Source organism: Pseudomonas sp. 05N431, from assembly GCF_056397005.1.
Genome location: NZ_JBFTMN010000007.1, coordinates 24,922 through 43,335 on the forward strand (window position 1 = coordinate 24,922; position 18,414 = coordinate 43,335).

Here is an 18,414-nt window from a genome sequence, read left to right on the forward strand (position 1 = left end):
CGTGGATGGCTGGACGGGCATGAGCAGCATCATCAGCCGCGGCGACAAGCTCGGATACATTTCCAGCCTCAATGAGCTGACCAAAGACCTGCGCGTTGCTCGCCTGGACTACGAAATGCGTCGCGGTGAACAAGGCCCCGCCGCTGTCAGCGAGTTGCTGGACAAGCTCGATTCAGGCCTGCAAGGCGCCCTCAAGATGATCGAGCAGCCAGCCGACGTGGCGATGCTCAACCAGCAACTGGAAGCCGTCAGCGAATACAGGCACGCCTTTACCGACATGACCCAGGCCACCGCCAACCGCGAAGCGGCCCGTGCCAAACTCGGCGCCACCGCCGACAACGCCGTAGCCCGCGTGTCGGAAGTCGAAAAAGCCCTGCTGCAAGGTGACAGCGTCACCCAGTTCAACAGCGTCATCGAGCTGAGCAAGTTGATCCAGCAAGCACGCTTCCAGGTACGCGGCTACACCTACAGCGGCAAGGTCGAGGCTGAACAACCGGCGCTGGACGCCATCGACAACGCCTTGAAGTACCTCAAGGCCCTGCCGGAAAAACTCCCGGAACAGCACACCGCCAACCTGCAACAAGCCACCGACTCGCTGATTGCCTACCGCGCGGCCGTCAGCCAATACCGCGACTCCCAGGTGGCCAGTGCCACCGCCCTCAAGGACATGGCCCAGCAAGGCGACTTGCTGTTCGACCTGAGCAAGAAACTCACCACCTCGCAAACCGTCGTGCGTGATAGCGATGCCGCCGCAGCCAAAAACACCCTGCTGCTGGTGACCGCGCTGGCACTGACATTCGGTCTGCTCGCTGCCTGGGCCATCACTCGGCAGATCATCATCCCGCTGAACCAGACTCTTAAAGTTGCTGAACGGGTGGCTGCCGGGGACCTGACTCACAATCTCATTTCCCAGCGTCGCGATGAACTCGGCCAGTTGCAACGCGCGATGCAGAGCATGACCGTCGGCCTGCGCGAACTGATCGGCGGCATCAGCGAAGGCGTGACACAGATCGCCAGCGCTGCCGAAGAACTCTCCGCGGTGACCGAGCAGACCAGCGCCGGGGTCAACAGCCAGAAGGTTGAAACCGATCAGGTAGCCACCGCCATGAACGAAATGGCCGCCACCGTGCAGGAAGTCGCGCGCAACGCCGAGGAAGCATCGGAAGCCGCCGTCGCCGCCGACCAACAGGCTCGCGAAGGCGACAAGGTGGTCGGCGAAGCCATCGCCCAGATCGAACGCCTGGCCACCGAAGTCGGCAACTCCACCGAAGCCATGGGCCATCTCAAGCGCGAGAGCGACAAGATCGGCAGCGTGCTGGATGTGATCAAGTCCGTGGCCCAACAAACCAACCTGCTGGCGCTCAACGCTGCCATCGAGGCTGCGCGTGCCGGTGAGGCCGGACGTGGTTTTGCCGTGGTTGCCGACGAAGTCCGCAGCCTGGCGCAACGCACCCAGAAGTCCACCGAAGAGATCGAAGAGCTGATTGCCGGCCTGCAAAGCGGTACTCAGCAGGTCGCCACCATCATGGACAACAGCCGCAGCCTGACCGATAGCAGTGTCGAGCTGACTCGCCGCGCCGGCGGTTCGCTGTCCAATATCACTCGTACTGTCTCGGCGATTCAGGCGATGAACCAGCAGATCGCCGCAGCCGCCGAACAACAGAGCGCCGTGGCCGAGGAGATCAACCGCAGCGTGCTCAACGTGCGTGACGTTTCCGACCAGACCTCGGCCGCCAGCGAAGAAACCGCGGCCTCCAGCGTCGAACTGGCGCGGCTGGGCACCCATCTGCAGATGCTGGTGGGCAAGTTCAAGGTTTGAGGTGATAGAGATGCCTCGGTTCGCTTGGGACTGAGGCGATGCTTTCGCGAGCAAGCCCGCTCCCACATTAGATTTTCGGCGAAAGCACTTTTTGTGTTTGACCGAGATCCAGTGTGGGAGCGGGCTTGCTCGCGAAGGCGATTCGACAGGCGACGAGGTTATAGAACCTGCCGCAAAAACGCCTGCGCCCGCGGGTCCTTCGGCGCATCGAAGAACTCGGCCGGCGAGGCATCCTCCAGCAGTTTGCCGTGATCGAAGAACAACACCCGATCCGCCACTTCCCGTGCAAATCCCATTTCGTGAGTCACGCAGACCATGGTCATGCCTTCCACGGCCAGGGTCTTCATCACGTCCAGCACTTCGCCGACCATTTCCGGGTCCAGCGCCGACGTCGGCTCATCGAACAACATGACCTTCGGCTCCATGGCCAGCGCTCGGGCAATCGCCACGCGCTGTTGCTGACCGCCAGAGAGGCGCGACGGAAACTCGTGGGCCTTCTGCGCGATGCCGACCTTTTCCAGCAAGGCCAGGGCCTTGGCCTCGCGCTCCTGCTTGCCGCGCTTGCGCACGACTTTCTGCGCCAGGCAGAGGTTCTCCAACACGGTCATATGCGGGAACAGGTTGAAGTGCTGGAACACCATGCCGACTTCACGGCGGTAAGCGTTGACGTCGGTTTTCGGGTCCGCCAGTTGCAGACCGTCAATGCTCACCGAGCCCGAGTCGAACGCTTCCAGCCCGTTCAGGCAGCGCAGAAAGGTCGACTTGCCGGAGCCCGACGGGCCGATCACCACCAGCACTTCGCCCTTGGCCACTCGAGTGGTGACGTTATCCACCGCGCGGACCACTTGACCGCGCGTGTCGAAGACTTTTACCAGATCGCGGACTTCAATCACTTTGCGCGAGCCTCCGTTCAAGCCGGCTGGCGATTTTCGACAGCGGCAGGTTGATCAACAAGTACAGGCCCGCCACGCAAAACAGGATTTCGAACGGCGAGAACGAGGTGGTGATGACTTCACGGCCACTCTTGAGCAGCTCGGTGATGGCGATCACCGACACCAGCGAGGTGTCCTTGACCAGACTGATGAATTGCCCGGCCAACGGTGGCAGCACGCGCTTGAACGCTTGCGGCAACACTACGTGGCGCATCGACTGGCCAGCGCTCAAGCCCAGCGAACGGGCGGCTTCGTTCTGCCCGCGGGCAATCGACTGCACGCCAGAACGAATGATCTCGGCCACATAAGCGCCAGTGAACAGCGACAGTGCGGCGATCCCGGCAAATTCGCGGGACAGATTGAGCACCGTGCCGATAAAGAAGTAGAAAATAAAGATCTGCACCAGCAGCGGCGTGCCGCGCACCAGCTCGATGTAGACGGTCGACAGATCGCGCAGGGTCGGGTTGTTCGACAGCCGGCAGAGGCCGGTCGCCAGGCCGATCAACAGCCCGAGCACGCCCGACACCAGCGACAGCCACAACGTTGTCCACAGGCCCCACAACAGCGGTCCTGCCGCCCAATGCCGGGTCACGCCAACCACATCGCCTTCCGCCACGTCGTCGCCACGGGCCACTTGCAGGCTGTTGTCATCAACGCTCAGCAGCTGTTCGACCCCGGCGTCATTGCGCAGGGTCACTTCGGCCTTATTGCCAGTGCGCACCAGCTCGCTGACGGTGGAAATGTCAGCAGCACGCTGGGTTTCTTCGGCCTGATAGGCGAAATACTGCGGCACACGGTTCCAGCGCCATTCGTAAGACATCAGCGAGGTGGCGTAGTACAACGCGCCAGCCATGCCGATCAGCACCAGCACGGTCAACACGTGCCAGGGCCATTGGGCTTTTTTCTGTTTCATCTGTCAGCAAATTCCGAATTCTATGTCGCCAGTGAGGCCGTCTTCGCGAGCAAGCCCGCTCCCACATTGGATCGCGTGCTTAGCTAGCGACTCGGTCTACTGTGGGAGCGGGCTTGCTCGCGAATGGGGCGGCGCGGTCTATCTGACTGAGGCCGCCTGTCAGGTGTTACTCCATGTCCTTGAGCCAGGCGGAGTCTTTGAACCACTTGTCATGGATGCGATCGTAGGTGCCGTCTTCGTGGATCTGGTGCAGGAAGTTGTTGATGAAGTTGATGCTGTCGTAGTCACCCTTCTTCAGACCAAAGGCCAGCGGCTCGTAGGTGAACGGCTTGTCGAGGAACACCAGTTTGCCGTTGCCGACCTTGTTCACCGCCACGACGTTGTAAGGCGCGTCGTAGATGAAGGCGTCAGCCTTGCCGTTGACCACATCGAGCACAGCTTCCTGCTCGTTGTCATAACCGTGGTACTTGGCTTTGGAGATCAGCTTCTTCGCGACCATTTCGCCGGTAGTACCGAGCTTGGAGGTGATGCGGTAGTCAGCGGTGTTCAGGTCTTTGTAGGAGGTGATGGTGCCTTCCAGCTCCTTGCGGATCAGCAATGTCTGGCCGACCACAATGAACGGATCGCTGAAATTCAGGCGCAGGTTGCGTTCCTGGGTCAGGGTCATGCCGCTGCCGATCATGTCGAACTTGTCGGTCATCAGCGCCGGGATGATCCCGTCGTAGCCGGTGGAGACCATCTCCAGCTTGACGCCCATGGCCTTGGCCATGGCTTTGAGGATGTCGACTTCGAAGCCGATGATCTCGCCGCGCTTGTTGGTCATTTCAAACGGCATGTAGGTCGGGTCCATGCCGACTTTCAGCGTGCCGCGCTTGACTGCGTCGTCGATGGCGCCGGCGTGCGCCGCGTTGACGGCAACCAGTGCCGTGACGCCGAGCAGCAGCCTCGAGAGATACTTCTTCATCATCAACTCCCCTACCCATTGTGTTGTCAGGCGCGCAAAAAGCCGATTTTCCTTTGAAAACCGACAGATACGGACAAAAAGTTGTCCGGGCGCACCAAAGAGGGTGGCGATGCTAACGCACTCGTCCGTTTGTACAAGGGGGTGGAAGGGGATTTGTTGTTTTACCGATGATCGTTCCCATGCTCCAGCGTGGGAATGCCGCCCGGGACGCTCCGCGTCCCTTCGTAAGCGTGACGCAGAGCGTCACTGGATGCATTCCCACGCAGAGCGTTGGAACGATCAATGGGCCAAGAAAAAGCCCCGCATCTTTTCAGAAGCGGGGCTTTTTCATCAGGCCGGTTGTGCCTGTGCGCTCAGCGGTCTGAGCGGTAACAGCGGTGCGTGAGGATCGGCTTTCACCGACGCTCGCCAGGCATCCAGCCACTCGACGTGACCTTCGCTCCAGACCTGCTCATGCAGGCGACCCAGTGCCACCGGGTCGCTCAGCAGTTGCAGACGCTCATGGTTGTTCAACCCGGCAGGGCCGGCTTTCAGTGCATGACGAACCCGTTCGATACGCAGCCACTCGATTGGCTCGGCCAGACCGTGACGCGAAGTCGCCAGCGCGCACGCCAGGGCATTCTGCTGTGGATCGACCACGGCGCGGATGAAGCCGTCGTTCAGTGCGTGCCAACGGTTTTCGTGGGTGTACTGATCGGTTGCCAGCAAGGCCTGCGGCGGGGCGTATTCCTCAGGGATCAGGAACAGACTTTCGTCACGGGACTTGAGGCCCAGCTTCACGCGGCTGGAGATCACCGACACCGGGATCGACAGCATCAACGAACCGACGATCGGTACCAGCCACCAGAGGAAACTCGGGTTCAGCCAGACCACGAGCAAGGCCCAGAAAAAGCCCAGCAAGGTTTGCGGACCATGACGGCGCACCGCTTCGCTCCACGGTGTGGAATCGTCGTCACGTTGTGGCGAGTTCCAGGTTGCCGCCCAGCCGAGGAACGCGGCGAGTACGAAACGGGTGTGGAAGATCATCCGCACCGGCGCCAGCAGCATGGAGAACAGCATCTCCAGCAGCATCGACAGAGTCACCTTGAACTTGCCGCCGAACTCTTTCGCGCCCTTGGCCCAGATCAGGATGATGCTCAGCAACTTCGGAAGGAACAGCAGCACGATGGTCGTCGAGAACAGCGCAACGGCCTTGTCCGGGTGCCATTGTGGCCACAGCGGATACAGCTGTCGCGGCTCCATGAAGTACTGCGGCTCCATCAGCGTGTTGACCGCCAGCAGCGCCGTCGACAGCACCAGGAAGAAGAACCACAGCGGTGCCGACAGGTAAGACATCACGCCGGTCAGGAACACCGCACGGTGCACCGGGTGCATGCCCTTGACCAGGAACAGCCGGAAGTTCATCAGGTTACCGTGGCACCAGCGACGGTCACGCTTGAGCTCGTCGAGCAGGTTCGGCGGCAGTTCTTCGTAGCTACCGGGCAGGTCGTAAGCAATCCACACGCCCCAGCCGGCACGGCGCATCAGCGCAGCTTCAACGAAGTCGTGGGAAAGGATCGCCCCCGCAAAAGCGCCTTTACCGGGCAACGGCGCCAGGGCGCAGTGCTCGATGAACGGCTTCATGCGGATGATTGCGTTGTGGCCCCAGTAGTGGGATTCGCCCAACTGCCAGAAGTGCAGGCCGGCGGTGAACAGCGGACCGTATACCCGCGTGGCGAACTGCTGCATGCGCGCATACAGCGTGTCCATGCCCGAGGCACGTGGCGCGGTCTGAATGATCCCGGCGTCCGGCGTGGCTTCCATCAAGCGCACCAGACTGGTCAGGCATTCGCCACTCATCACGCTGTCGGCGTCGAGTACGACCATGTATTTGTAATCACCGCCCCAACGACGGCAGAAGTCGTCGAGGTTGCCGCTCTTGCGTTTCACACGACGGCGACGACGGCGATAGAAGATCTTGCCAAAGCCCTTGGCTTCGCGGCAGACGTCCAGCCAGGCTTGCTGCTCGGCAACGCAGATATCGGTGTCGTTACTGTCACTGAGGACAAAGAAGTCGAAGCGATCCAGGTCACCGGTGGCCGCGACCGATTCGAAGGTCGCACGCAAACCGGCGAACACCCGCGGCACGTCTTCGTTGCAGATCGGCATCACCAATGCAGTGCGAGCGTCCTTGGGAATCGGCTCGTTGCCGGCGCTGGCGCCGGAAATGCGGTACTTGTCGTGCCCGGTGAGCAACTCGAGGAAGCCCATCAGTGCGGTCCAGAAACCGGCCGACACCCAGCAGAACAGAATCCCGAACAGAATCAGGATGCTGGTTTGCAAGGCATAGGGCAGCACTTGCGTGGCGGTCTGCAGCAGCGGTTGGTGCAGGACTTCGTTGAGGTCGACGAACGACCAGCCCTGGTACGGCATGATGCCTTTCATGTACCAGCCCGCAACGATGGTCTGGCCCAGCATCAACACCAGCAGGATGTAGCGGCGGATCGAACCGACAGTGCGCCAGCGAGCCGCCGGCAGCACGCGCTCATCCTTCGGCGGTGCCGGAGGGTTGGTGCGACCGGTCAGGCGCCGCCAGCCACGCACCAGGATATTGGTACGCCATGGCTCGGGCACGACCTTGGTCCGACGAATCGGCGGGGTTGCCTTCAGGCACACCCGACCGCTGGCGTCGAGCGCCAACATCTCGGCCTCCTCCAGCTCCTCGGCGGAGTTGAGGGTCAGCCGGCGACCGACCGAAGCCTGGTTCGCTTCGCCTGGTGCGTCGAAGGTCTTCGACGACAGGCGCTCATGCAGTTCGCTGAAAGATGTGCAGCCCGCAAGTTCTGCGCGCTGCTCATCGGTCATTGGCAGGTGCGCCAGATACTCGTTGAGAGTTTCTGGCTGTACTTGGGAATTACTCATCGGCTGGCAACTGGTAGCTCCAGGTCTCGGTCAGCACTTGTTCAGTCTTGGCTGCATCCGGGGCAGGAGGTGTGGCAGGGGCTGCTTCGGCAGCGGCAGGCTGCTTGGCGTCTTTGTCTTTCGCTTCCTTGGATTCCTTTTCTTTCTTCTCGAGTTGCTTGGCGGCGATCTTGTCGGCCTTGGCAATGGAAGAATTGGCGTTCGGCAGCGAAACCTTCGCCGGCTCAGGGGCGACGATTTCCTTGACCAGCGCAGCACGCATCTCCGTGGATTTGCTTGGGTCCTTGATCTTCATGCGCAGGGTCAGGCGCCAGCCCTGGGTCTCAGGGTTGTAGCGCACGCTGTTCTCGACCACTTCGGCGTTGTCGCCAACGCTGACCTGGCTGCGAACGGGTGCATCTTCCGGCAGTGCCTTGAGGGACGGGCCTGTGAAGTCCACCAGGTAGGCAACGCTGCCATCTGGCTGACGAATCAGGTTGGACTGTTTCACGTCACCGGTGGAACGCAGAGTCTGTTGAACCCAGGCGCTGTCTGCCGAATGCAGGGCAGCTTCGTCGATGGTCCAGTGCAAACGATAAGCGAAGTCCAGTGGCTGACCAGGCTCAGGCAGCTTTTCCGGGCTCCAGAAGGCAACGATGTTGTCGTTGGTTTCATCGGCGGTCGGAATCTCTACGAGGTCGACAGTACCTTTGCCCCAGTCGCCCTGTGGCTCGATCCAGGCGCTTGGGCGCTTGTCGTAACGGTCATCGAGGTCTTCGTAGTGGCTGAAATCACGACCACGCTGCAGCAGGCCGAAACCACGCGGGTTCTCAACCGAAAAGTTGCTGACAGCCAGGTGTTTCGGGTTGTTCAACGGGCGCCAGATCCACTCGCCATTGCCGGCATGGATCGACAGACCGCTGGAGTCGTGCAGTTCGCGACGGTAGTTGAGCACTTTCGACGGCTGGTTGGCGCCGAACAGGAACATGCTGGTCAGTGGCGCGATGCCCAGTTTGCTGACCTTGTCACGCAGGAACATCTGCGCCTTGACGTCGACAATGGTGTCGCTGCCCGGACGCAGGGTCAGGCGGTAGGCGCCGGTGGCACGCGGCGAGTCCAGCAGGGCGTAGATCACCAGGTGCTTGTCGGTCGGCTTGGGTTGCTCGATCCAGAACTCGGTAAAGCGCGGGAACTCTTCACCGGACGGCAGCGCAGTGTCGATCGCCAGGCCACGGGCGGACAGGCCATAGGTGTGGCCTTTGCCGACGACGCGGAAGTAACTCGCGCCGAGCATGGTCATGATTTCGTCTTGCTTGTCGGCCTTGTTGATCGGGTACAGCACACGGAAGCCCGCATAACCCAGCTTTTCGGTGGATTTAGGATCGAACTTCACGTCGCCGAAATCGAAACGACTCGGGTCGTACTTGATCTCTTCAACGTTGTTGGCGGTGATTTCGTTGATTTTCACCGGCGTGTCGAAGTGCATGCCCTGGTGATAGAACGACAGCTTGAACGGGGTTTTCTGGTCGGCCCATTCGGCTTTTTCAGTCAGGAAACGAATTTTCTGATAGTCCGCGAATTTCATCTCACGGAATTCGTTCGGCAGATTGCTGCGCGGAGCTTCGTATTTCTGCCCGGCCAGCTCTTTTGCCTTGGCCGACACATCATCCAGATTGAATGCCCAAAGCTGGCCAGCGCTGAGCAGGCAAAGCAAAGCAGAGCCCGTCACCAGTGCGTTTCGTAACCGTTTGGCAGACAATTTTGGTGCATTACAGGGACTAACAATCACGAGCAACCCTCGCCGAAAACAGATCAAAAAACCAACGGCCAGCTATCTATATGCCAGGTTGGCGAGCATTGTTCCGACTCCGATGGGGCTAAATGATTCCCCAAACGGTTGCGGACAAGTCTCTACCTAAGTCAAAAATGGGCCAACGAACGCTGATCCCCGTAGCGCGGGATTATCTAGTAGGCCGCGTTACAACGCATCAGGGGTAACAAAGTATTTATCGCGAAAAACCCCTGTTTTCGACCGAAACACGCCTGAAAAGATGTTTCAAGCGCCTTCAGGTCTGTAACAGGAAGGTTACCGGGCCATCATTGACCAGATGCACCTGCATGTCTGCGCCAAATCTACCTGATGCCACTTTGCCATGTAACTGCTGCGCTTTGGCTAATATATAGCCAAAAAGCTCTTCTCCCAGGGCCGGCGGGGCCGCGGTAGAAAAGCTCGGACGCAAACCATTTTTGGTATCGGCGGCCAGGGTGAACTGCGAGACCAACAACAAACCACCGCCGACATCAGCCAAGGACAGATTCATCTTGCCCTCGGCGTCACTGAATACCCGATAGTTAAGCAGCTTATGCAGAAGTTTGTCAGCGCTGGCCCGAGTGTCTTGCGGCTCGACCGCCACCAGCACCAGCAAACCCTGGTCTACAGCGCCAACAACCTCCCCCGCCACTTCGACGCGTGCACTTCGCACGCGTTGTAACAGGCCCTTCATGCTTCTTCAGGCGGCAGATCAAGCAAACGCCGGGCCATCTGGCTGGCCGCACGCACCAATGCATCGGTGATACCCGGCTCGGACGCCGCGTGTCCGGCATCGCGGATCACCTGCAGTTCGCTGTTCGGCCAGGCCTGATGCAGTTCCCAGGCATTATCCAGCGGGCAGATCACATCGTAACGGCCGTGGACGATGACGCCAGGCAAATGGGCGATCTTGCCCATGTCGCGAATCAGCTGGTTGGGCTCGAGGAACGCATTGTTGGTGAAGTAGTGGCATTCGATCCGGGCAATCGACAGCGCGCGCTGCGGCTCGGAGAAGCGGTCGACCACCATCGGGTTCGGACGCAAGGTAGCCGTGCGGCCTTCCCAGGTCGACCAGGCCTTGGCTGCGTGCATCTGGGCAATCTGATCGTTGCCGATCAGGCGTTTGTGGAATGCGCTGAGCAGGTCGTCGCGCTCGTCCAGCGGGATCGGCGCGATGTAGTCCTGCCAGTAATCCGGGAACAGACGGCTGGCGCCGGCCTGGTAGAACCATTCGATTTCCTGAGGGCGGCAGAGAAAGATCCCGCGCAGGATCAGACCGTGCACACGCTCCGGGTGGGTTTGTGCGTAGGCCAGGGCCAGGGTCGAACCCCAGGAGCCGCCGAACAGCACCCATTTGTCGATCCCCAGGTGCTGGCGAATCCGCTCAAGGTCGGCGACCAGATCCCAGGTGGTGTTGTTTTCGAGGTTGGCGTGCGGGGTGGAACGACCGCAGCCGCGCTGATCGAAGGTAACGATGCGGTACAGGTTCGGATCGAAGTAGCGCCGACTCTGCGCATCACAACCGGCCCCCGGGCCACCGTGAATGAACACCACCGGCAAACCTTCCGGTGAACCGCTTTCGTCGACGTACAGCGTGTGTATTTCATCGACGGCCAGATCGTGCCGGGCGTAGGGTTTGATCTGCGGGTACAAAGTCTGCATTGCGCGCTCCGTAAGGGGTCGAGTTCATCCCTGGGGGGACTTCAATTATTCTGCCGTCCGGCATCATAAACCCGAATTACGTGAATGAGCATGCCCGCAAAAAATCAGACTTCGCTTACAAGAAACCGATGCAAATACGCCAACAGGTTTTCATAGAGCAGATCCACTTCCGCGACCTCGCCCCGGCCCCGCAAACACCCGTGAATCAACCCTTTGCCCAAATACAGGTTGACCTCGCCCCCTGCGGCTTCAAGTCGTCGGGCATAACTGACGCCGTCGTCGCGCAGCGGGTCGAACTGCGCGACGGCGATCATCGTCGCTGGCAAACCGCTGAAATCATCGGCGAGCAATGGCATGGCGTAGGCCGACGGCTGCCGCGTACCGCTCAAATACAACGCGTGATAGCAGTCCAGGTCGCTGCTGCTGAGTAGCGGCGCGTCGGCACATTCGCTGCGCGATGAAAGACTGGCGTCACCGCCCAGCCCTGGGTAAATCAAGACTTGTGCGCAGGGCAAGCGCTCGCCCCGGTCACGCAATGCCAGGCACAACGCGGCGGCAAGATTGCCGCCGGCGCTGTCACCGGCCACCAGCATCCGCGTCGCGTCCAGCGCAAACGGGCTCGCCCCCGCGCACAGCGCCCGCCAGACGCCCAGGCAGTCATCGAACGCCGCCGGAAATGGATGCTCCGGTGCCAGTCGGTAATCGACAGCAATCACCAGCACCCCCAAAACCGCCGACAACTCGGTGCAGATGAAGTCGTGCGAGTCCAGATCCCCCACCACCCAGCCACCGCCGTGCAGATAAAGGATACACGGCCAACCCGAATCCGACGGTGCAACCGCTGGCTGGTAAGACCGGACACGAACGCTTTCCAGCGTAAAGTCGGCGACCTCCAGCCCGTCCGGGCGGGCCGGGGTAAATGCCCGGCACATTTGACTGTAAGCCTGTCGCTGCCCGTCCAGGTTGCTGTCGGGACTGTTGAAGCTGAGGGTTCTCTCGACAAATGCCGAGAGCTGCGCAGAGATCGGATAATCAGCCATAAGGTTCTCGACGGCTCAGAGCTTCAGGCTGGCTTGTACCGCCGCCACGCCATCCTTCTTGCCATCGAAACTGCTGACACCCGCCAACCAGCGCTGAAGATCCTCGGGATGGTCACGCAGCCATTGGCGGGCAACTTCCTGTGCGGTCTTGCGCTCCATGATCGGCACCATCAACTGGCTTTCCTGAGCGGCGGTGAACGTCAGGTTTTCCAACAGACGGTTCACGTTCGGGCAACGCTGGGCATAATCCGGAGCAGTCACGGTCGAGACCGTCGCCGCTCCTTCGTTAGGTCCGTACACATCCTCGCTGCCGGTCAGGTAGTTGATCTTCATGTTGATGTTCATCGGATGCGGGGTCCAGCCGACGAACACCACGAACTCCTTGCGATTGACTGCCCGCTGCACGGCGGCAAGCATGCCGGCTTCGCCGGATTCGATCAGCTTGAAGTCCTTGAGACCGAAGTGATTGGTCTCGATCATGGTTTTGATCGTGGTGTTGGCGCCGCTTCCCGGCTCGATGCCGTAGATCTTGGCACCCAGTTGGTCTTTGAATCTGGCGATATCGCCGAAGGTTTTCAGGCCCGCGGCCGCGACATAGTCAGGCACTGCGAGGGTCGCCTGGGCGTCAGACAAGCTGGGCTTGTCCATGACCTTGAGCTGATTGGCAGCGATGAACGGCGCGATGTTCTTGTCCATCGCGGGTTTCCAGTAACCGAGGAAGATATCCAGGCGTTTGTCGCGGATGCCGGCGAAGATGATTTGCTGCACGGCGCTGGTTTGCTTGCTTTCGTAGCCAAGCCCGTTGAGCAAGACATCGGCCATGCCACTGGTGGCGATCACGTCGGTCCAGTTGACCACGCCCATACGCACGGATTGGCAGGACGCCGGTTCGCTGGCAAAGGTGTTGGCGCTCAGGAGTGCGGTGCCGGTAAGGATTAACAGACAGCGGTTGAACAGTCGTTTCATCGGGAAGGCTCGCTCGGCAGCTGGTTATTGTGGGCCCGGTGTCTTCGTGCACCGTGCCCACAACGTTACTCAGCGTCTGAGCGACAAAAACGCCCTGAGGCGACTGTGTCTTGCACAGTGGCGACTGACCGCCAACCTGTGGGAGCGAGCTTGCTCGCGATGGCGGTCTGACAGACAACAACAATGTTGAATGCGATGGCCTCATCGCGAGCAAGCTCGCTCCCACAGGGTTATGCGCCGTAGTGTTTCTGCCCCCAGGCCAACAACCCTTCCAGCAACTCCTTGAGCACCACTTGCGTCGGCGCCGCCAGATCGGGCCGATAGCGGAACGGTTCGACCTCTTCCATGTAAGTGCACTGCCCCAGTTCCAGCTGCACCGCATGGATGTTTTCGGCCGGATTGCCGTAATGACGGGTGATGTGGCCGCCCTTGAAACGCCCGTTGAGCACATGGCTGTAATCCGTGTGCCGAGCGCAGATGGCTTCCAGCTGGCTGGCCAGCTGTGGATCACAACTGGCGCCGTTGAACGTGCCGAGGTTGAAGTCCGGCAGCTTGCCGTCGAACAGGTGCGGGATCACCGAACGGATCGAATGCGCATCGAACAACAGCGCATAACCGAACTCGGCCTTCAGCCGCGCCAGCTCTTGCTGCAGGGTGCTGTGGTACGGCGTCCAGACTTTCTCCAGGTACGTCGCACGCTCCTGTGCAGACGGCTCCAGCCCTTCGCGGAACAACGGCACGCCGTCGAACAATGTCGCCGGGTACAGGCCCGTCGTCGCGCCGACATACAACGGCTTGTCATCGGACGGACGGTTGAGGTCGATGACGAACCGCGAATACTCGGCGGCCAGGGTGCTGGCGCCCAGCTCGGCGGCAAATTCGTAGAGCGTGGGAATATGCCAGTCAGTGTCCGGCAGGCTTTGTGCCTCAGGGATCAAACCGGCTTCAACCGCAGGCGTCAGACGCACACCAGCGTGAGGCATGCTGATCAGCAACGGCACCCGGCCTTGTTTGAAGTTCAGAACCTTATCCACAACTGCTCTCCTATAACTCGACTTCGACGCCGTGACGCACGACGCGTTTTTCCAGGTCACCGCCCAACCAGTACGACAGGTCGGCTGGACGATCGATCTGCCAGGCCACGAAGTCAGCGACTTTGCCGACTTCGAGCGAACCATGGGTTTGCTCCATGCCCAATGCCTTGGCGGCGTGAATGGTCGCGCCGGCCAGCGCCTCTTCCGGGGTCATGCGGAAACAGGTACAGGCCATGTTCAACATCAACCGAACCGACAACGCTGGCGAGGTGCCAGGGTTGAGGTCGCTGGCAATGGCGATTTTCACCCCGTGCTTGCGCAAGGCATCCATCGGTGGCAACTGGGTTTCCCGCAGGAAGTAGAAGGCTCCTGGCAGCAACACGGCAACCGTGCCGGAGGCCGCCATGGCGATAGCGTCCTCTTCGGTCATGAACTCCAGATGGTCGGCTGACAGCGCGTGATAACGCGCCGCCAGGCTGGAACCGTGCAAGGACGACAGTTGCTCGGCATGCAGCTTCACCGGCAAACCAAGTTGCTGCGCCGTGACGAACACCCGCTCGACCTGCGCTGGCGAAAACGCCAGGTATTCGCAGAACGCATCCACTGCATCCACCAGGCCTTCGGCGGCCAGTGCCGGCAGCATTTCGCTACAGATATGATCGATATAGTCGTCGGCGCGGTCGGCGTATTCTGGCGGCAAGGCGTGAGCAGCCAGGCAGGTACTGCGCACACTGACCGGCAGTTCGGCGCCGAGGCGACGGATCACCCGCAGGATCTTCCGCTCGCTGGCGAGGTCGAGGCCATAACCGGATTTCATCTCGATACTGGTCACGCCATCACGCAGCAAGCTTTTCAGACGTTTCTTCGCACTGGCGAACAGCTCGTCCTCGGTCGCCGCACGCGTGGCGCGCACGGTGCTGGCAATGCCACCACCAGCCGCGGCGATTTCTGCGTAGCTCACGCCTTGCAGGCGTTGCTCGAACTCGCCGCTGCGGTTGCCGCCGAACACCGTGTGGGTGTGGCAGTCGATCAGGCCCGGGGTGACCCAGGCCCCCGCGAGGTCATGGACCTCGGGGTATTCGCCGGATGGCAGCTCGCTACGTGGGCCGATCCACTCAATGTGCGCTCCTGACGTCACGATGGCGGCATCCTCGATGATCGAGTAAGTGCCCTGCGCCATGCTTGCAACGTGGCAGTGTTGCCAGAGAGTTTTCATCCGAGGCCTCCGTTAGTTATCGATGAGAAAAAGAAGGATCACGCGCGACCAGGGCCGCCTGCCCTGCCGCCGGTTTGACCCACGTCAGATAGGCCAGCACCAGCAACACGATCCAGACCACGCCGACGATCAGCGCCGCTTGGGTATCCGGGAAATAACCCAGCACGCCGAAGACAAACAGCATGAAGGCAATCGCCGCCATCGGCGCATATGGCCAGAACGGTACCGGGAATTTCAGCTGCGCCACTTGCTCAGGCGTCATGGAGCGACGCATCGCCACCTGAGTGAACAGAATCATCAGCCAGACCCAGACGGTAGCAAAGGTCGCAATGGACGCGATCAGCAGAAAGACGTTTTCCGGGATCAGGTAGTTCAGCAATACGCCCAGCAGCAGCGCAACGCTCATCACCACCACGGTCATCCATGGCACGCCATTGCGCGACAGACGGGCGAAGCCCTTCGGTGCGTGCCCTTGCTGGGCCAGACCGAACATCATGCGGCCAGCGCCGAAGATGTCACTGTTGATCGCCGAAATCGCCGCCGTAATCACCACAATATTAAGGATGGTGGCCGCCGAGCTGATCCCCAGCTTATCGAAGATCTGCACGAACGGGCTGCCCTGGCTACCGATCTGCTGCCAAGGAAAGATCGACATCAGCACCAGCATCGTCAGCACGTAGAACAGCAGAATCCGCAACGGTACGGCGTTGATTGCACGAGGCAGCACGTGCTGCGGGTCTTTGGCCTCACCTGCGGTGACGCCGATGATTTCAATACCGCCAAACGCAAACATCACCACTGCGAACGAAGCGATCAGACCGCCCATGCCATTGGGCATGAAGCCGCCTTGGGTCCAGAGGTTGCTGATGTCGGTCACTTGGCCAGGGGCCGTGCTGATACCGAACAGCATGACGCCGAAGCCCCCGAGGATCATCGCAACGATGGCAGCGACCTTGAGTAGCGACAGCCAGAACTCCATTTCACCGAAGACTTTGACGTTGCACAGGTTCAAGCCGCCGACGATGGAAACGACGCCCAACACCCAAATCCAGCGAGAGACCTCCGGGAACCAGAAGCCCATGTAAATACCGAACGCAGTGACGTCGGCCATGCCGACGATGACCATTTCGAATGCGTACGTCCAACCGAGGATGAAACCTGCCATCGGTCCCAGGTAGGTGCTGGCGTATTGACCGAAAGAACCTGCGACCGGGTTGTGCACGGCCATCTCGCCGAGGGCGCGCATGACCATGAACACCGCTGCGCCACCGATCAGGTACGCAAGCAGCACCGCAGGACCGGCCATCTGGATGGCCGAGGCAGAACCGTAAAACAGCCCGGTGCCGATCGCCGACCCCAGTGCCATGAAGCGAATATGTCGGGCAGATAGCCCGCGTTTCAAGCCGTTTGCTGGCTTTTGCATTTCTCGTCCTTAGTTGTTCTTATCGACGCAAAATCGAATCGCGAGCAAGCTCGCTCCCACAGGTTCAGCGTAATCCTTGTGGGAGCGAGCTTGCTCGCGATGGGGCCATTACAAGCTAGGCAGCAACTTCGCCATCACCAGCTCATTCAGGCAGCGCGAAGCCAGCAGTTCGCTCGCGGCGTTGATGTCCGGAGCAAAGAAACGGTCCTTCTCGTAGAACGGTACTTTGGCGCGCAGGGTGCTGCGAGCTTTTTCCAGTTTCGACGAAGTCTTCAGACCATCACGCAGGTCCAGACCCTGGCAGGCAGCCAGCCACTCGACAGCCAGAACACCGCGAGTGTTTTCAGCCATTTCCCACAGACGCTTGCCAGCGGCCGGGGCCATGGAAACGTGGTCTTCCTGGTTGGCGGACGTCGGCAGGCTGTCGACAGAATGCGGATGCGCCAGTGCCTTGTTTTCGCTGGCCAGAGCCGCCGCAGTCACCTGGGCGATCATGAAGCCGGAGTTCACGCCACCGTTGGCCACCAGGAACGGCGGCAGTTGCGACATGTGCTTGTCCATCATCAGCGAGATGCGACGCTCGCTCAGGGAACCGATTTCAGCGATGGCCAGGGCCATGTTGTCGGCAGCCATGGCAACCGGTTCGGCGTGGAAGTTACCGCCGGAGATCACGTCACCTTCAGCAGCAAATACCAATGGGTTATCCGATACGGCGTTGGCTTCGATCGCCAGCACTTCAGCGGCCTGACGGAACTGAGTCAGGCAGGCGCCCATGACTTGCGGCTGGCAGCGCAGCGAGTACGGGTCCTGAACCTTTTCGCAGTTCTCGTGCGAATCGGAAACTTCGCTGCGCTCACCCAGCAGGTCGCGGTAAGCGGCAGCAGCGTCGATCTGGCCTTTTTGACCACGGGCAGCATGGATGCGAGCGTCGAATGGCGAGCGCGAGCCCAGCACCGCTTCAACGGTCAGACCGCCAAGGGCCAGGGCGCCAGCGAACAGGTCTTCGCCTTCGAACAGGCCACGCAGTGCGTAGGCGGTGGATACCTGAGTACCGTTGAGCAGCGCCAGACCTTCTTTGGCCGCCAGGGTCAGCGGCTTGAGACCAGCCACTTCCAGTGCTTCGGTCGCTTGCAGCCATTGGCCTTTGTAGCGGGCCTTGCCTTCGCCCAGCAGAACCAGCGACATGTGGGCCAGAGGCGCCAGGTCACCGGAAGCACCGACCGAACCTTTCAATGGAATGTGCGGGTAAACCTCGGCGTTGATCAAAGCGATCAGCGCGTCGATCACCACCCGGCGAATGCCGGAGAAACCACGGCTCAGGCTGTTGACCTTGAGCACCATGATCAGACGTACCAAAGCGTCGCTGATCGGCTCGCCCACACCGGCAGCGTGAGACAACACCAGCGAGCGCTGGAGGTTTTCCAGGTCTTCGCTGGCAATGCGGGTCGAAGCCAGCAGGCCGAAACCGGTGTTGATGCCATAGGCCGTGCGGTTTTCCACGAGGATCTGTTCCACGCAGGCAACACTGGCTTCGATCTGGGCCGATGCACTGTCGTCGAGGCGCACGTTAACCGGTTGCTGATAAACAGCACGCAGTTGGGCAAGGCTCAGTTGGCCAGGGATAAGGTTCAGGGCAGTCATAATCAGTCTCCTTTTGAGAGTTTTTATGCTCTTTATATTAAGAGCGTTAACTAACCAGTCGCTCCGGATGATTCCGTTGTCCGTCGCTTCCCGCTTTTTTGAGGGGGGTGGCGC

General features: G+C 60.5%; 14 protein-coding genes and 1 pseudogene. 2 read left to right on the forward strand and 13 right to left on the reverse strand.

Features of this window, described 5'->3' with window-relative positions; translation table 11 throughout:
• Window positions 1-19: 19 nt before the first annotated feature.
• Together AC1DIG_RS14210 and AC1DIG_RS14215 are read left to right on the forward strand one after the other, a co-directional pair.
• A pseudogene (locus AC1DIG_RS14210) lies at window positions 20-961 on the forward strand (methyl-accepting chemotaxis protein); the annotation flags it as partial.
• A gap of 144 nt (window positions 962-1,105) precedes the next feature.
• A complete protein-coding gene (locus AC1DIG_RS14215; RefSeq protein WP_477767974.1) occupies window positions 1,106-1,819 on the forward strand; it encodes a methyl-accepting chemotaxis protein in 714 nt (237 codons plus the stop codon).
• A 158-nt stretch (window positions 1,820-1,977) separates the two neighbouring features.
• Here the strand turns inward: AC1DIG_RS14215 and AC1DIG_RS14220 are convergent, their stop codons facing one another.
• The 13 genes from AC1DIG_RS14220 to hutH all read right to left on the reverse strand — a co-directional run bounded on the left by AC1DIG_RS14220 (window position 1,978) and on the right by hutH (window position 18,300).
• Window positions 1,978-2,712 carry an amino acid ABC transporter ATP-binding protein gene (locus tag AC1DIG_RS14220; protein WP_054595201.1) on the reverse strand — a complete coding sequence of 245 codons (735 nt, stop codon included), beginning with the start codon at window positions 2,710-2,712 and terminating at the stop codon, window positions 1,978-1,980.
• On the reverse strand, window positions 2,705-3,664 hold the full coding sequence (locus AC1DIG_RS14225; RefSeq protein WP_103317078.1) for an amino acid ABC transporter permease: 960 nt from the start codon (window positions 3,662-3,664) through the stop codon (window positions 2,705-2,707). The genes AC1DIG_RS14220 and AC1DIG_RS14225 overlap by 8 nt, the downstream gene beginning before the upstream one ends.
• A 166-nt stretch (window positions 3,665-3,830) precedes the next feature.
• Window positions 3,831-4,628 carry a transporter substrate-binding domain-containing protein gene (locus tag AC1DIG_RS14230; RefSeq protein ID WP_477767807.1) on the reverse strand — a complete coding sequence of 266 codons (798 nt, stop codon included), beginning with the start codon at window positions 4,626-4,628 and terminating at the stop codon, window positions 3,831-3,833.
• Window positions 4,629-4,958: 330 nt separating this feature from the next.
• Window positions 4,959-7,529 carry a glucans biosynthesis glucosyltransferase MdoH gene (gene mdoH / locus AC1DIG_RS14235; RefSeq protein ID WP_477767808.1) on the reverse strand — a complete coding sequence of 857 codons (2,571 nt, stop codon included), beginning with the start codon at window positions 7,527-7,529 and terminating at the stop codon, window positions 4,959-4,961.
• Window positions 7,522-9,297 carry a glucan biosynthesis protein G gene (locus AC1DIG_RS14240; protein WP_477767809.1) on the reverse strand — a complete coding sequence of 592 codons (1,776 nt, stop codon included), beginning with the start codon at window positions 9,295-9,297 and terminating at the stop codon, window positions 7,522-7,524. The genes mdoH and AC1DIG_RS14240 overlap by 8 nt, the downstream gene beginning before the upstream one ends.
• Window positions 9,298-9,574: 277 nt before the next feature.
• The gene (gene dtd / locus AC1DIG_RS14245) at window positions 9,575-10,012 is read right to left on the reverse strand and encodes a D-aminoacyl-tRNA deacylase (protein ID WP_477767810.1); all 438 of its coding nucleotides are present in this window, start codon (window positions 10,010-10,012) and stop codon (window positions 9,575-9,577) included.
• Complete coding sequence (gene pip, locus AC1DIG_RS14250) at window positions 10,009-10,980, reverse strand: prolyl aminopeptidase (protein WP_477767811.1); 972 nt, start codon at window positions 10,978-10,980, stop codon at window positions 10,009-10,011. The genes dtd and pip overlap by 4 nt, the downstream gene beginning before the upstream one ends.
• 104 nt (window positions 10,981-11,084) lie before the next feature.
• On the reverse strand, window positions 11,085-12,020 hold the full coding sequence (locus tag AC1DIG_RS14255; RefSeq protein WP_477767812.1) for an alpha/beta hydrolase: 936 nt from the start codon (window positions 12,018-12,020) through the stop codon (window positions 11,085-11,087).
• Between the two features lie 15 nt (window positions 12,021-12,035).
• Window positions 12,036-12,986, reverse strand: a complete 951-nt coding sequence (locus AC1DIG_RS14260) for a choline ABC transporter substrate-binding protein (protein ID WP_477767813.1) — start codon at window positions 12,984-12,986, stop codon at window positions 12,036-12,038.
• A gap of 230 nt (window positions 12,987-13,216) precedes the next feature.
• On the reverse strand, window positions 13,217-14,020 hold the full coding sequence (gene hutG, locus AC1DIG_RS14265) for an N-formylglutamate deformylase (protein WP_477767814.1): 804 nt from the start codon (window positions 14,018-14,020) through the stop codon (window positions 13,217-13,219).
• Window positions 14,021-14,030: 10 nt separating this feature from the next.
• Window positions 14,031-15,236, reverse strand: coding sequence for an imidazolonepropionase (gene hutI / locus AC1DIG_RS14270; protein WP_477767815.1), 1,206 nt, complete (start codon window positions 15,234-15,236; stop codon window positions 14,031-14,033).
• 16 nt (window positions 15,237-15,252) lie between these two features.
• Window positions 15,253-16,659: an amino acid permease gene (locus AC1DIG_RS14275; RefSeq protein ID WP_477767816.1), complete on the reverse strand. Its 1,407-nt coding sequence runs from the start codon at window positions 16,657-16,659 to the stop codon at window positions 15,253-15,255.
• 108 nt (window positions 16,660-16,767) lie between these two features.
• On the reverse strand, window positions 16,768-18,300 hold the full coding sequence (gene hutH / locus AC1DIG_RS14280; RefSeq protein WP_019691336.1) for a histidine ammonia-lyase: 1,533 nt from the start codon (window positions 18,298-18,300) through the stop codon (window positions 16,768-16,770).
• Between the last annotated feature and the right edge of the window lie 114 nt (window positions 18,301-18,414).